This is a genomic window from Pseudoalteromonas sp. P1-7a, from assembly GCF_001401855.1.
In the GTDB taxonomy this organism is placed as follows: Bacteria; Pseudomonadota; Gammaproteobacteria; order Enterobacterales; family Alteromonadaceae; genus Pseudoalteromonas.
The window spans coordinates 12,553-26,400 of record NZ_LKDU01000024.1; the positions used below are offsets into that span (position 1 = coordinate 12,553).

The 13,848-nt window shown below is 39.5% G+C and carries 15 protein-coding genes; 3 read left to right on the forward strand and 12 right to left on the reverse strand.

Annotated elements, in window-relative coordinates; all coding sequences use genetic code 11:
• Positions 1-24: 24 nt before the first annotated feature.
• A complete protein-coding gene (locus AN389_RS14165) occupies positions 25-378 on the forward strand; it encodes a VanZ family protein (protein ID WP_055014933.1) in 354 nt (117 codons plus the stop codon).
• Positions 371-1,273 carry a ketopantoate reductase family protein gene (locus AN389_RS14170; protein WP_055020092.1) on the forward strand — a complete coding sequence of 301 codons (903 nt, stop codon included), beginning with the start codon at positions 371-373 and terminating at the stop codon, positions 1,271-1,273. The genes AN389_RS14165 and AN389_RS14170 overlap by 8 nt, the downstream gene beginning before the upstream one ends.
• Positions 1,274-1,299: 26 nt before the next feature.
• Here the strand turns inward: AN389_RS14170 and thiI are convergent, their stop codons facing one another.
• Together thiI and AN389_RS14180 are read right to left on the reverse strand one after the other, a co-directional pair.
• Complete coding sequence (gene thiI, locus AN389_RS14175) at positions 1,300-2,757, reverse strand: tRNA uracil 4-sulfurtransferase ThiI (protein WP_055020093.1); 1,458 nt, start codon at positions 2,755-2,757, stop codon at positions 1,300-1,302.
• A 97-nt stretch (positions 2,758-2,854) separates the two neighbouring features.
• Positions 2,855-3,508 carry a TetR/AcrR family transcriptional regulator gene (locus AN389_RS14180; RefSeq protein WP_055020094.1) on the reverse strand — a complete coding sequence of 218 codons (654 nt, stop codon included), beginning with the start codon at positions 3,506-3,508 and terminating at the stop codon, positions 2,855-2,857.
• 174 nt (positions 3,509-3,682) lie between these two features.
• Here AN389_RS14180 and coaD point away from each other — a divergent pair, with 174 nt between their 5' ends.
• Entirely contained in the window at positions 3,683-4,174 is a 492-nt protein-coding gene (gene coaD, locus AN389_RS14185; protein WP_055014929.1) for a pantetheine-phosphate adenylyltransferase, read from the forward strand.
• 41 nt (positions 4,175-4,215) lie between these two features.
• On the opposite strand, the gene AN389_RS14190 is transcribed toward coaD, so the two are convergent.
• The 10 genes from AN389_RS14190 to argC all read right to left on the reverse strand — a co-directional run bounded on the left by AN389_RS14190 (position 4,216) and on the right by argC (position 13,719).
• The gene (locus tag AN389_RS14190; protein ID WP_327077940.1) at positions 4,216-4,569 is read right to left on the reverse strand and encodes a hypothetical protein; all 354 of its coding nucleotides are present in this window, start codon (positions 4,567-4,569) and stop codon (positions 4,216-4,218) included.
• 166 nt (positions 4,570-4,735) lie between these two features.
• On the reverse strand, positions 4,736-5,248 hold the full coding sequence (locus tag AN389_RS14195; protein WP_200911306.1) for a hypothetical protein: 513 nt from the start codon (positions 5,246-5,248) through the stop codon (positions 4,736-4,738).
• On the reverse strand, positions 5,248-5,691 hold the full coding sequence (locus AN389_RS14200; RefSeq protein ID WP_082430568.1) for a hypothetical protein: 444 nt from the start codon (positions 5,689-5,691) through the stop codon (positions 5,248-5,250). The genes AN389_RS14195 and AN389_RS14200 overlap by 1 nt, the downstream gene beginning before the upstream one ends.
• A 1,157-nt stretch (positions 5,692-6,848) precedes the next feature.
• Positions 6,849-7,382, reverse strand: coding sequence for a hypothetical protein (locus tag AN389_RS14215; RefSeq protein ID WP_055020100.1), 534 nt, complete (start codon positions 7,380-7,382; stop codon positions 6,849-6,851).
• A gap of 14 nt (positions 7,383-7,396) precedes the next feature.
• Positions 7,397-7,597 (reverse strand): hypothetical protein, encoded by a 201-nt coding sequence (locus AN389_RS14220; RefSeq protein ID WP_055020101.1) that lies wholly within the window; start codon positions 7,595-7,597, stop codon positions 7,397-7,399.
• Positions 7,598-7,885: 288 nt separating this feature from the next.
• The gene (gene argH, locus AN389_RS14225) at positions 7,886-9,751 is read right to left on the reverse strand and encodes an argininosuccinate lyase (RefSeq protein ID WP_055020102.1); all 1,866 of its coding nucleotides are present in this window, start codon (positions 9,749-9,751) and stop codon (positions 7,886-7,888) included.
• A gap of 51 nt (positions 9,752-9,802) precedes the next feature.
• Complete coding sequence (locus AN389_RS14230) at positions 9,803-11,005, reverse strand: argininosuccinate synthase (RefSeq protein WP_055020103.1); 1,203 nt, start codon at positions 11,003-11,005, stop codon at positions 9,803-9,805.
• Positions 11,002-11,934 (reverse strand): ornithine carbamoyltransferase, encoded by a 933-nt coding sequence (locus AN389_RS14235; protein WP_055020104.1) that lies wholly within the window; start codon positions 11,932-11,934, stop codon positions 11,002-11,004. The genes AN389_RS14230 and AN389_RS14235 overlap by 4 nt, the downstream gene beginning before the upstream one ends.
• A 7-nt stretch (positions 11,935-11,941) precedes the next feature.
• Positions 11,942-12,709 (reverse strand): acetylglutamate kinase, encoded by a 768-nt coding sequence (gene argB, locus AN389_RS14240; RefSeq protein ID WP_055014918.1) that lies wholly within the window; start codon positions 12,707-12,709, stop codon positions 11,942-11,944.
• Positions 12,709-13,719, reverse strand: a complete 1,011-nt coding sequence (gene argC, locus AN389_RS14245; protein ID WP_055017602.1) for an N-acetyl-gamma-glutamyl-phosphate reductase — start codon at positions 13,717-13,719, stop codon at positions 12,709-12,711. The genes argB and argC overlap by 1 nt, the downstream gene beginning before the upstream one ends.
• Positions 13,720-13,848: the final 129 nt, after the last annotated feature.

Below are 13,848 nucleotides of genomic sequence, written 5' to 3' on the forward strand. Positions count from 1 at the left end.
TTTTAAGCGGTTTTAGGATTTATCGTGACAAGGCGTGTTTACCAAGCAGTTTTTTTGATTAGTATTGTGGTGTTTACCCTCTTATTTGCCAAAGAAATAAAAGGCGGCGTTACGAACTTATTTCCACATGTTGATAAAGTTGCCCACTTTGGGATATTTTTTATACTCGCCATCATTATGGATAAAGCCTTCAAATTACCGCTGTACACGCAAATACTCCTGCTTGCGGGCTACGGTGCAGCAATAGAAATAATGCAAGATGCGCTTCCTTACAGACAAGCCTCGTTAGGTGATTTTGTTGCTGATTTTGCCGGTGCGGCCACGTACTTTTTACTAAGAAGCATTTTTACTCCTCGAAAAAAGAACCCTTATGGCTAATATTCTTATTATTGGCGACGGCGCTATTGGTTTATTGCTCAGCCATTTTTTATCTAAAGCTCATAACGTCCATGTTTTAACACGTAAAGCTACTACAAATACGCGTTTTTATTGCAAAGCAAAACAGCCTTCGCAAAAAATTAATGCACGGTTCATTACACTCACACAAATGAGTGAACAGCCCGTGTTTGATATTGTTATTTTTGCTGTAAAGGCTTTTCAGGTGCAATCGGCGTTTACGCAAGTAAAACCCTTTTTATCGTCAAATAGTGTATTAATTTTGTCGCACAACGGTATGGGGAATGTTGAAACGCTCAATGAGCAACTTGATAAGCAACACGCGTTGTATTTTTTAACCACCAGTATGGCCGGTTTTAAAACAAACGACTTTATAGTACAGCACACCGGTGAAGGAAAAAGCATATTAGGTGCCTGTAACCCATGCGCGCGCAGTTACCGCCAAGCAATGTGCGAGCAATTGCAAAACGTACCGCTGCTAAGCTACTGTACTAATATTGAGCAGCTACGGTTTGAAAAACTATTAGTAAACATTGCTATTAACCCATTAAGCGCACTGCATGATATTAAAAATGGTCAGTTACGTGCCCCTTATTTTAATAGCATTATTTTTAACTTATTAACTGAAGCATGCCAAGTAGCCCATGCTTTAAAGCTTGATATTAAACTGGCCGATGCGCTTAACAACGCTTACAACGTAATGATGCTAACCGCTGAAAACTACTCTTCAATGCATCAAGACGTAGCACACAACCGGCAAACCGAAATAGACGCCATTTGTGGCTACATTAGCCAACAAGGTAAGCGATTAAATATCAGTACTCCGCTAAACGATGCCCTACTCGCTAAAATTCAGGCAAAAAAAAGCGTGGTATAAGCCACGCTCTAAATTACGTTTAACCTTTAAGGGCGGTAAACTTTTACACCCGTAAAGCCTGCCTCGTGAAGTATAAGCGCTTGCAGCTGGCTCATAACCCCTCTTTCACAATACAGGTAATAGTCTTTATCTTTTGGCAAATCACCAAACTTAGTCGCTAAGCGGAAAAACGGTAAGTGCACTACATCTATGCCGTCAATCTCAAGTGGCGCTGCATCTTCTTCCTCTGGTGAGCGAATATCAACAACCACTGCACCCGCTGGTAAATCTACAACCGACTCAGCTTCTTTAAGTTCTTGCTTAGCCTCTACGTCAATGTCGCGCACATCCATAATACGCGCGTTTTCAACAACAGTATTGAGCACATCAAAGTCAAACTTTTCTTCTTCGGCTTTAATAACATCAATTTTAGCTTTTACCGTTGGCTTTTTAGATATTACGCCGCAGTATTCAGGCATGGTTTCGGCCATTTCTGCGGTGCCGATTTTACGGGCAATATTAATAATTTCTTGCTTATCGTGCTGAATAAGCGGGCGCAAAATAAGGGTTTCTGTTACGCGGTCAATCACACTTAAATTAGCTAAAGTTTGGCTAGAAACCTGACCAATACTTTCACCGGTTACAAGTGCTTGAATATTTAATTTTTCAGCAACTTGGCTACCAGCACGCATCATCATACGTTTTAGTACCACACCCATTTGGCTGTTTTCAACGTTTTCTAAAATCTCCGCAACAACGGGTTCAAAATCAACCGTGATAAATTTAACTTTATGGGTAGAGCTAAACTTTTTCCATAAATAGTAGCTAGCTTGCTTAACACCAATCTCGTGCGCAGCTCCTCCTAAGTTAAAGAATAAAAAGTGCGTGCGAGCACCTTTACGGATCATCTGATAACTTGCTACCCCCGAGTCAAAACCACCCGACATTAGCGAAAGCACGTCTTCTTGCGTAGGTAGAGGAAAGCCCGCCATTCCAAGGTGAGTCTTCGTCACTATGTACGCTTTATCGTCTTTTACTTCTAAGCGAATAGTGACTTCTGGGCGGCTTAGTTTAACGCGCGCGCCTTCAACGTGCTGGTTTAAACCACCGCCAACGTAGCGCTCTAAATCGGTAGAAGTAAAGTCGTGTTCACCAATACGCTTAGCGCGTACACAAAACGTTTTACCAACAATGGTGTGCCCTACTAGGTCTATGGCTTTTTTATAGATATCGTCAAGCGTAGTGAAGTCAGTTTCGGTCACTTCAATAAATTGCACAATGCCAGGAATACGCTGCAGGCTGTCTATAAAGTTTAGGCGTGTTTGTGCATCATCAAGCTTAGTTACAACAGAAATATTATCCCAGTTGTTTCTTACCTGTACTTTTTCGTCAACACGGCGCAACATTATTTTAATGTTATTTTCTAACACTTTAGTAAAGCGTTTACGTACCGAACGGCTTTTAATGGCAATTTCAGGATGTAGTTTGACGATAAATTTAAGCATAGTTCACTCTTAGACTGCGGGAATTCGCGCTCCCAGGCATTGGGCGCGCGATTATAGCAAAAATTTTTGCGTCTAGGAACTAACCAACTAACAGCAGTTAGGCAAGCGCTGGGGCTTGCTCTGCAAGTTGGGTGTATTTTTCGCGTAACTGATTCATTTTAAGCATGCTTTTTTCGGTGCTGTAAGCCCTAAATAACGCTAATACTTTTAAAATACCATGATAAATATCTTGCTCGGCTAAATTACCACTGAGCCTACGCGCTTTAATATATGGAGTCCAAAAACTAACGGTTAGTTTAAGCGTATGGGCAAGTTCAAGCGCATCTTGCTCTTCTATGGCAATCATTTCGTTGTCACGCAGGCCTAAAATAACTTGGCGAACCTGCTCTAATAACGTTGCCTGAAAATCTATGTAGGCCTTTTTTAAACTTTCGTCTCTTGAGAGAATATCGCCTAAGTTGTCGTAAAAAAAGTGATAGCGCCACATTAGCTCAAATAAAGAATCTAAATAAGCAGTTAAATGATCAAACGCATCATCGTTTACTTCAATAGGTTTAAAGTGAGTATGTAAGTGTTCACTATAAAGCGCAAAAATATGCCGAATAATGTCTTCTTTATTTTTAAAATGATAGTAAAGGTTACCCGGGCTCATCCCTAAATGTGATGCAATGTGATTGGTTGATATTGCACGTTCACCATGTTCATTAAATAACGAAATACTGGTGTGTATTATTTTATCCTTGGTATTCATATGCGACGACTCAAATTAACTTATAAACTACATTACACTAAATCTCGGCCATGCAGTATAAACAAATCAGGTTGGTTTAAATACCATCATAATTTACTATTTTAAAAACACGCTTAGCTGATTTGTGCCACAAACACTGATAGACTACTTAAAAAATAATAGTTAGTGAAATCTATGAACGTTACGGCAATCTACCCAGGTACATTCGACCCCTTAACTAATGGTCATACCGACCTCATTCAGCGTGCAGCTAAAATGTTTAGCACGGTTATTGTTGCTATTGCACATAACCCCACTAAAAAGCCGTGTTTTAGCCTAGAAGAGCGAGTTAGCTTAGCCAACAGCATTTTAGGGCATTTGAGTAATGTAAAAGTAATTGGTTTTTCAGGTTTACTTGCCGATTTAGCTTTTGAGCATAAAGCCGATGTACTTATTCGCGGTATTAGAGCAGTGTCTGACTTTGATTACGAATTTCAGCTTGCGAACATGAACCGCCGCCTGAACCCCGATTTAGAAAGTGTATTTTTAACACCTTCTGAGCGTAATTCGTTTATATCATCCACCTTAGTTAAAGAAGTGGCTCGCCATAATGGCGATGTAAGCGAGTTTGTAAGCCCACTTGTAGTGGATGCTTTAAAACAAAGATTAGGTGGCGAGGTAAGCTAAATAAACACAATGAGCGCACGTTGGTGCGCTAATATACCTAACTACTTTTTAGCCATAGCGTGTAATTCACCGCGGTTAAACAAAGCGCGTTTAAGCTTTATCAAGCCTAAAATATCTTTATTTATAATTAATACAAGTGCCATTGTGAAATCGCTAAAATACATACCAAAAGTATATACGGTCCAAAACCACCAATAGTAAAGTGTACCCTGTATAACAATGTCGTAATGCATACCTAAAAATAAGCAGGCATTAAAGCTTAGCCCTATAATTAAATAATAAAAGGGCGTAGGTATAGCCTGTGCGATAAAATTACGCCACAGAAGTAAAACAAGGATAGTTACAGCATCATAATAAAAATAATTTAAGTGCGGTGTTTCAGTATATGTGTCCATAAACAAACTAGCTATGTAGGATACCATCATAATAAATGAAAGCTGTACTCTACTCTTATCCAACTTATTAATACTTGCTGATAAGTTGTACAAAAAGGCAATAAGAAAAAACCACGTAAATAAAATACCTACGTTGTCTCCTAAATCGACAAGCCTCCAAAGAATATCAGCCATTTTGCTTCAATCTCATAACACCGCTAACCAACTTATCAGTAGCATGCACTAACATTAAAAAATCCTTTTTAATGAACAAAATACTAACCATGATGATATCCATCATATTAATAACAACGGTATAAACAGACCAAAACCACCACGGTTCGTAATTACCACGTACAAACACATCTATATGCATAGCTAAAAACAATAACGAATTGATGCTCAAGCCAAATAATAAGTAAGTAGATATGCGTTTTTCAGGTAAGTAATACCGCAGAAAAAAAATAAAAAATAACGTGACTACGTCATAACAAAATAACTCTATGTAGGTAATATCATAAATATCAACAAAGAAGCTAAAGCAATAAGATATGGCCATAACTAAAGATAGCCATACCACCTGTTTTGCTGAATTGTTAATGCTAGTTGTTAGTGAATACAAAAAGGCCATTAAAAACCCCCACTGCACTAACACACCGATATAAACTGATACTTCAGGCGGGATTAGAACATTATTCACTATTGCTGTTTCTTAGCAAAAAAAGAGTAAATAAGGTTTTTAAAATAAATGATTTTTAAAAAGTCTTTATTAATAAACAACACTAAAATCATACTTAAATCTAATACCAATACTACCGTCACATAAAAATCATAAAACCACCAATGAGTGTAGTTCTGTAAAATATGACGGTCTAAGTACATACCCAGAGCTAAACACATATTTATACTAAGCCCAAATATAAGGTAGTTATAGGCAATTGTTTTTTCTTTAATATATAGGTTCTGCACAAGTGCCAATACAACTAGGGTTATAGCATCTAATGAGGCAATATCAAAATAAGTAACTGTTTGAAAGTTAAAGAACATTCCTGGAAAATATGAAACAGCCATTATAAGCGAAAGAACAACTAATACCTTAAAGCGTGAGTTAATAGACGAAACTAACGAGTATAAAAATGCCATGAGAAAACCCCATTGCATGATAATACTTAAAGTATGTGCAAAGCTTATATCTGAGATAAAAGAAATAAACCCCATCTTAAAAGCAAACTCGGAGAATAAAGATCTCGAAATTCATTAAAACAACCATTTACTAAACAACCTAACTTAACACTAAACTTTTTAACAATTAATATTAATTACAAAGCTTTATTTAAAAACCAACTTTTTAACCTAACAAGGCCTAAAAAATCTCGGTTAATAAAGCACACTATTATCATGCAAATATTTACACTTCCAACCACAACCGTAAATACCGACCAAAACCACCAATATTCATAATATTTTGAAAAACTCATATCTAGGTGCATTAGAAAACTAAAAATAACATTAATGCATAGCCCTGTAGTGACATAATAATATGCTACCGGGTATGATTTAAATTTGAAGCGCTTTAAAAAGAGTAGAGCAAGTAATGTACATGCATCTAATAAAATAAAATCTAAATAAGTAGTTTGCCCATAATCAGTAAACAAACTTCCCGAATAGCAAATGCACATAACAAGTGAGATATACACAAGCTCTTTATCTGGCTTGTTAATCGAGTTTGCTAATGCATGCAAAAATGCAAACAAAAAACCCCATTGTACAATTGCCCCAAGATAAATTGCGTAATTATAACTTACTGTCATTTTCCCCTCTATTTAAAATAACGGGTTGAGGGGGATTTACCATTCGGTGGTTAACCACTAATGAAAGCATCATTAATACATCGATAACATTTACACCAATGGAGTAGACACTCCAGTACCACCATGGTTCATAGGTATACAAGACGTATATATCATAATATAGAATTAACGTTAGCAATGCATTGGTTGTTAATGCTAGTACCAAGAAATAAAAAGCCTTACTTCGTCTGAAAGCATTAAAAAATTGTAAAGTGAACAGTGCCACAATTGTAATAAAATCGTATAAAGCCCAATTAAGATATAGGTTATCTAACAGTTTTAGATAGCTGCTAAAAATATATGAGCTAAGCATTAACGCAGACAAATAGACAGGGGATTTATTGTCTTTGTTTATGCTAGAGACTAAGCAGTAGAGGAAGGCCATTAAAAAGCCCCACTGGGAGAAAGCCGCTACATAATCCATTAGGGCTTTGGATAAGTACATTTAAGCTAGATTGTGGGCTGCGGTTTTGAAGATTTAAACAAACCAAATAGCTTATTTTTGAGCTTGTGAAGACCTAAGAAGTCTCTATCTACAATTAAAGCCACCACCATTAATAGGTCACTAGAAAAGACTATGAAGGAGTAAGCCCCCCACAGGAACCACTGTTCTTGATTTTTAAAAACATTAACGTCCAAATACATTGAAAATGCTAATAACATATTCAATAGTAGGCCCGCCATTAAATAAATGAATGAAGGTGAAGACTTTTTAATGACCAAGAAGCATGAAATAAGAGCAAAAATTGTTACTAAATCATAGATAACCCAATCCAAGTAAGTTGTTTCATATATGGATAACCATGTAAAAAAATAGTCAGATATTGAGTAAGAAACAAGCATGCAAAGTGAGCTAAATATTAAAGTTGTTTGCCTCTTATGTCCCAACATATAAACAAATACATTAAAGAAAAAAGCCATCAGAAAGCCCCAAGTAATTAAGGCTGACATTGAAAAAAAACCAAACAACTCTGTTAAAAACATTTAAGTCCTATTACTTAACGAGGCTTTACTGGGATTGGTAGTATAGCAGGATTTCTCTGAAGTTCTGCTCCACTGGCACTCATCGCCTCTTGAGAGAAGCTTACTGTATCAGATTGTAGGGTTTTAGGGCTAGCAATTTGTTCCGCTGCAGGCTGTAATTGTTGTGTTTTATTGTATGCTTGCATTTGTAATTGGCTATTAGCTGAAACTTGCATGTGATTGATCCTTGTAAAAGTTTTAATATTTTTTGGCGCAACTTATAATCACACCATCATGTAGGTAATTGCATTACCTGTTTTAAGCAGTGATAGCTATTTTGCTATCTGACTTATACAAAGCAACCAGTGTGCCAATATTTTTTGACACATTAAAAATATATGCTAGCAACTACTATTTATTAAAACAAAACCTAATATTAACTAGCGCCAAACTCATCTGACCAGTTTATAATACACATAAAAAAACGTACAGGGGTAACCGTACGTTTTTTATATCCAGGGAATTTAAGCCACGTATTTACACGGGATCTCCGCACGTGTACTTGGCTTTAAAATATATTCCATTGCTACTTCGTCGCAGTTTTCTTTACGAAGGCAAAGCTCGCAATCTTTCATTACTTTTTCTGGCAACGATTCTTTGCTACAAAAAGTAAAACGTTGCTGTTCAAAAAAATCTGGCACGCGGGTTAATACAATAACGCGATTAAGCGCCAATTTTTTGGCTTTTGCTAATAAGTGCTCTACAAGCTGCCTACCTTGCCCAGTTACTGCACTTTGTGGATCTATGCCTAAAGAGCGTATTTCAGCAAGCCCCGTATCGTAAATGTAAAGTGATGCACAGCCCGACACTTTGCCGTCTATTTCTGTTACTGCAAATTCGTTAATTGAATGCACCATGTCGCTTTTTGCACGCGGCAAGTTTTCGCCAACGGTTGCCCAGTGCTGTATCAGCCGAGCAATATCTTCAACATCATCTAAATTTGCATCACGAACCGTTATTTGCAGTTTTTTTTTGGCGTCTTTTACTGCTTTAGTCACTTGTTCAACAGAGGTGCCGCCAAGGGCTTGACGCGCTTTAATACAGGCATCTATTTCAAGTACCGGGTAAACGTCATCTTCAAATACGTCATTAACTGATTTGTACTGCTCAAGCGAAAGCTCCTCTAGGGTTTTACCTTCGCTTATAGCAAGCTGCACAAGTACACCCACTATGTGGTGGCCTTCTCTAAATGGCACACCTTTAGCTACTAAATAGTCTGCAAGCTCAGTTGCATTAGCATGGCCACCTTTTGCCGCTGCGAGTGTTTTATCGCCGTTTACTTTTACGCCTTTAATACACGCTTGCGCCATGTGAATACAGGCAAGCCATGTTGGCATGGCGTCAAAAAGGCCTTCTTTGTCTTCTTGCATATCTTTATTGTACGCAAGAGGAAGTGCTTTTAAGGTCATCATCATGGCGCTAAATGCGCCAAATACACGGCCAGTTTTACCACGAATAAGCTCTAGCGCATCAGGGTTCTTTTTTTGCGGCATTAACGATGAGCCAGAGGTAACATTATCAGCAAGCTCTATAAATCCGGCTTCACCAGAATTATAAAATATTAAATCTTCAGCCATACGCGATAAATGAATCATCGAAATAGACGCACAGCTTAAAAGCTCTACTACAAAATCACGGTCAGATACGCCATCAAGGCTGTTTTTAGTTGCGCCAGTAAAGCCTAGGCCTTGCGCCAACGCTTGGCGATCAATTGGGTATGCAGTACCAGCGAGTGCACCACTGCCTAGAGGGCAAAAATTAAAACGCGCTTTGGCATCTTGTAGGCGGCTTTCATCACGCTCTAGCATTTCTACGTAAGCCATACACCAGTGGCTAAACAATACCGGTTGGGCACGTTGTAAGTGAGTGTAGCCTGGCAATATAGTGCCCAACTCGCGCTCAGCTAACGCCACAAACTCAGCTTTTAGTGCAGCAATAGCACCGAGTAGATGATCTGCAGTATCGCGGCACCATAATCTAAAGTCGGTGGCTACTTGGTCATTACGGCTTCGGCCTGTGTGTAGCTTTTTAGCTAAATCGCCTACTTTTTCGATAAGTGCAGCTTCTACGTGCGAGTGAATGTCTTCTGCGCCTGAGGTTGCTACTGCTTGTGGATCTGCTTTTACTTCTTCAAGCAGTTCATTAAGTGCTGCAACTAACTGTGTGTGCTCATCGCTTGTAAGTACATTTACTTGCTCAAGCGCACCTGCCCATGCCACAGAGCCAATAATATCTTGCTCTGCTAACTGATAATCGAACGGAAGTGAGTCGTTAAATTGTTTAAACGCCTCATCTGGACCCGTAGAAAAACGTCCGCCCCATAATGCCATGAAATCTCTCCAAACCCTGTAATGCCCCTTATACAAGGGGCTATAAATAATTTACTTTTTAGCCATTGCTGAAATTCTGCTCGAAAGCGAGAATAAACGAATAAAGCCTTCAGCATGTGACTGATCATATACGTCGTCTTCACCAAAGGTAGCAAAGTCTTCGCTGTATAAGCTATTAGGTGATTTTTTCTGAACGGCTGTTACTTGGCCTTTGTAAAGCTTAAGTACAACTTCACCTGTTGCTAGTGTAGAAAGCGCTTCTGCACCGGCTAAAATAGAGTCTTTTAGTGGTGTAAACCAACGACCGTCATAAACTAAATGCGAAAACTCACCGCCCAGTACTTCTTTCCACTTACGGCTTGATTTATCAAGCACTAGCTCGTCAATGGCTTGCAGTGCTGCCATAATCACGGTACCGCCTGGTGTTTCGTAACAGCCGCGCGATTTCATGCCCACTAAACGGTTTTCTACAATATCTACACGGCCAACACCATGTGGCGCAGCAATGTTGTTTAATTTAACTAAACAGTCGTAAGGTTTAAGCTGCTCACCATTTACCGCAACCACTTCGCCTTCAACAACTTTTAGAGTTACTAGCTCTGATTTATCGGGTGCTTGCTCTGGTGAGTTAGTCCACGTCCACACTTGGTCGCTCGGCTCACACCATGGGTCTTCAAGCTCGCCACCTTCGTGCGAAATATGCCACGCATTAGCATCACGGCTGTAAATTTTTGTTGCAGAAGCAGAACACGGAATATCACGCTCAGCTAAGTAATCTAATAATGATTCACGGCTTGATAAGTCCCACTCACGCCACGGTGCAATAACTTTTAAATCAGGTGCAAGCGCTGCAAAGCACGACTCAAAACGAACTTGGTCGTTACCCTTACCAGTACAACCATGCGAAAGTGCATCAGCACCTACTTTACGTGCAATTTCAACTTGCGCTTTAGCAATAATAGGACGCGCCATTGACGTACCTAATAAATACGTACCTTCGTAAATAGAACCCGTTTTAAGCGTTGGGTAAATGTAGTCACTTACCATTTCATCTTTTAAGTCAACTACGTAACACTCTGATGCACCTGATGCGATAGCTTTTTCTTCTACGCCTTCAAGCTCTTCAGCGCCTTGGCCTACATCGGCAACAAAGGCAATAACCTCACAACCGTAGTTTTCTTTTAACCATGGCACGATAGCTGAAGTATCAAGACCACCTGAATAGGCTAAAACGACTTTTTTAATTGAACTCATAGGTGTTCCTTAACAAAATTTGGATTTAGTAATGTAACTAGCAGAGCATTTTGCGCATGCATGCGATTTTCTGCTTGTTGAATAATTTTTGATGCTGGGCCATCCATTACCTCAGAGGTAATTTCAAACTCACGGTGTGCCGGTTGGCAATGTAATACCGTAGTCGCACCTGTTTGTTCTAGCAATGCTTGGTTTAGCTGATATGGCATGTATTTTTCTTTAACTTGCTCAAGCGGCGTATCGTCACCCATAGACACCCAGGTATCTGCATATACAACGTTTGCGCCTACAGCCGCCTCTACACGGTCGCTTACCATGACTGATGCACCGTTCATTGCCGCTATTTGCTCGGCCTTTTTAAGAATTTGCGAATCAGGCGAGCTACCTTTTGGTGTAACAGCAACAAAATCAGTACCTAGCGTTGCCGCTAATAACATAAGTGAATGAGTAACGTTGTTACCTTCACCTAAGTAAGCCACTTTAAGCTCACTCACATCGCCATGTACTTCTTGTAGTGTTAAAAAGTCAGCCAATGCTTGGCACGGGTGATATAAATCACACAAGCTATTAACGACAGGTACACTCGAGTACTCACCTAAGGTGGTTAACGTGCTGTGCTGGTTTACACGCGCTACAATCCCATCAGCCCATGTAGAAATATTCAGCGCGAAGTCTTTTACCGATTCACGTGCACCCATAGCGCCATTTTGCTGGTCTAAATATACAGCGTGACCACCTAAACGATTAATACCAATATCAAACGATAAACGCGTACGTAAACTTTGCTTTTCAAATAAGGTAACAACTGACTTGCCTGCTAGTACTTGGCTGTATTTCTCTGGATTTGCTTTTAAATCACGCGCAAGCTTTAATAAATTAAGTGCGCCTTGTTGGTCTAATTCTAGACCCGTTAAAAAATTCTCTAACATGGTAACCCTATGGTGTAATCTTTGTTCCGACATGCTCGCCTTGTAGCAAAGCAGTTAAGTTTTCTGGCTTTTGCCAGCTGGAAATATACACACCTCGTCGTAAATGTTGGGCAGCGTGTAGGCTGGTCTTCACTTTGACCTCCATCCCGCCCAAAATCACTCCTTCATCAATTAAAGTATCAATGTGTTTTGTGTCAAGTTGATGTAGCGGTTGTTTATTTGCATCAAGTACCGCCTCTACATCGGTCATAAATATAAGTTCTGCGTTTAAGTTGCTCGCAATCGCTGCCGCAGCTTCATCGGCATTGACGTTGTACCAATTGCCTTGCTCATCAAAGCCGATTGAGCTCACAATAGGTAAGCGACCAAGCTTAAGTAAATCATTCACTATTGAATCATCATTACTTGTGCATTTACCTACTTGACCAAGTGCTTTTAGTTTTTGCGACGCCATCACACCGGCTTCATAAAGGCTTAAACCAACAGGTTTATGCCCTGCATTAATAGCTTGGCTTACCAGCTGCTTATTTGCACAGCCAGCCAACGCCCCCACTATGTAAGGCATTTGCTCACTTGGGCTAATACGTAAGCCTTGGTGTTTTGCACTAGCAAATCCAGCTTGTTGTAGCCAGGTATCAACTAACGAGCCGCCACCATGCACTATTACAAACTGATTATTTTGATCTGTGCTTAATACATCAAACAACGCTTTTGCTGCGTTTTCAGAGTTAAGTACAGCACCACCTAATTTAATTACCCACGTTTTAGTGCTCATTAAAAGGCTCCCTTTAAACCCGTTGTATGATCTAAATTCATAGATAAGTTAATGCACTGCAATGCTTGGCCTGCAGCGCCTTTTAATAAATTATCTATGGCTGCCATAACAATTAACTGCGAGCCTTGTTGCTGCCAACCAATATCAACGTACGGCTGTTTAGCTACACCTTTAATAGAGGGTATTTTATCGCCTAGCAAACGAATCAATGGCTCGTTTTCAAGTACTTTATAAGCATCAGAAACGTTTTCCTTGGTAACGTTTGGCTTAAGCTGTACATAGATAGTTTCTAAAATCCCACGCGGAAAATTACCTAAGTGCGGTGTAAATAACACCTTGTGTCCCAGGTGCTGTTCGATTTCTGGTCCATGGCGATGGTTAAATAAACCATACGGGGCAAGCGACACTTCGCAAAAGTGAGTACCTACGCTGGCTTTGCGCCCAGCACCAGTTACACCAGAAACCGCATTAATAATTACTTTTTCATCACTTAACAATCCAGCCTGCTGCAGTGGTTTTAACGCATTAAGTGCGGCTGTAGGATAACAACCTGCCACAGCAACAAGTTGTGCGCTTGCTATGGCATCACTGTTCCACTCAGCTAACCCGTAAGCCGCTTCACTTAATAGCGCTGGGTGTTGGTGCTCAAAGCCATAGTAAGTGACGTAGTCGTCATTACTAGCAAGGCGGTAGCCGCCAGATAAATCAAATACTTTTTTACCCATGGCTAAAAATTGCGGGGCTAAATCAACACTTACTTTATGATCAGTACATAAACAGATGAAATCAGCGCTTGCGCTAATATCATCAAACGCAGAGTCACTTAGAGGTAATAATGGCAAGTCCAGTAATCCGTTATGCTCTGGGTATAAATCACTTAATAATTTATGTTTATCTAAACTTCCTTCAGACACATAACAACCTGATAAAGTTAAATTAGGGTGCTTAGCAACTAAACTTGCTAATTCTGCGCCGCTGTAACCGCTTGCGCCAATAATCACTACATTCATTTGTTACTCGATTATAAATTTACTACTAAATAGGGATGGTGTTCGCTTACACTAGCTTAGATGCTAGCTAATACTTTTCTTAATGAATTGTTGATTATCGTCGCATTATCTTCATGGCTATACTTAATA

Bases quoted from the DNA above. Each gene is read 5' to 3' on its own strand.
- AN389_RS14170 (WP_055020092.1), top strand. From the start codon at position 371: ATGGCTAATATTCTTATTATTGGCGACGGCGCTATTGGTTTATTGCTC.
- thiI (WP_055020093.1), bottom strand. From the start codon at position 2,757: ATGCTTAAATTTATCGTCAAACTACATCCTGAAATTGCCATTAAAAGC.
- AN389_RS14180 (WP_055020094.1), bottom strand. From the start codon at position 3,508: ATGAATACCAAGGATAAAATAATACACACCAGTATTTCGTTATTTAAT.
- coaD (WP_055014929.1), top strand. From the start codon at position 3,683: ATGAACGTTACGGCAATCTACCCAGGTACATTCGACCCCTTAACTAAT.
- AN389_RS14190 (WP_327077940.1), bottom strand. From the start codon at position 4,569: ATGGACACATATACTGAAACACCGCACTTAAATTATTTTTATTATGAT.
- AN389_RS14200 (WP_082430568.1), bottom strand. From the start codon at position 5,691: ATGGCATTTTTATACTCGTTAGTTTCGTCTATTAACTCACGCTTTAAG.
- AN389_RS14215 (WP_055020100.1), bottom strand. From the start codon at position 7,382: ATGTTTTTAACAGAGTTGTTTGGTTTTTTTTCAATGTCAGCCTTAATT.
- AN389_RS14220 (WP_055020101.1), bottom strand. From the start codon at position 7,597: ATGCAAGTTTCAGCTAATAGCCAATTACAAATGCAAGCATACAATAAA.
- argH (WP_055020102.1), bottom strand. From the start codon at position 9,751: ATGGCATTATGGGGCGGACGTTTTTCTACGGGTCCAGATGAGGCGTTT.
- AN389_RS14230 (WP_055020103.1), bottom strand. From the start codon at position 11,005: ATGAGTTCAATTAAAAAAGTCGTTTTAGCCTATTCAGGTGGTCTTGAT.
- AN389_RS14235 (WP_055020104.1), bottom strand. From the start codon at position 11,934: ATGTTAGAGAATTTTTTAACGGGTCTAGAATTAGACCAACAAGGCGCA.
- argB (WP_055014918.1), bottom strand. From the start codon at position 12,709: ATGAGCACTAAAACGTGGGTAATTAAATTAGGTGGTGCTGTACTTAAC.
- argC (WP_055017602.1), bottom strand. From the start codon at position 13,719: ATGAATGTAGTGATTATTGGCGCAAGCGGTTACAGCGGCGCAGAATTA.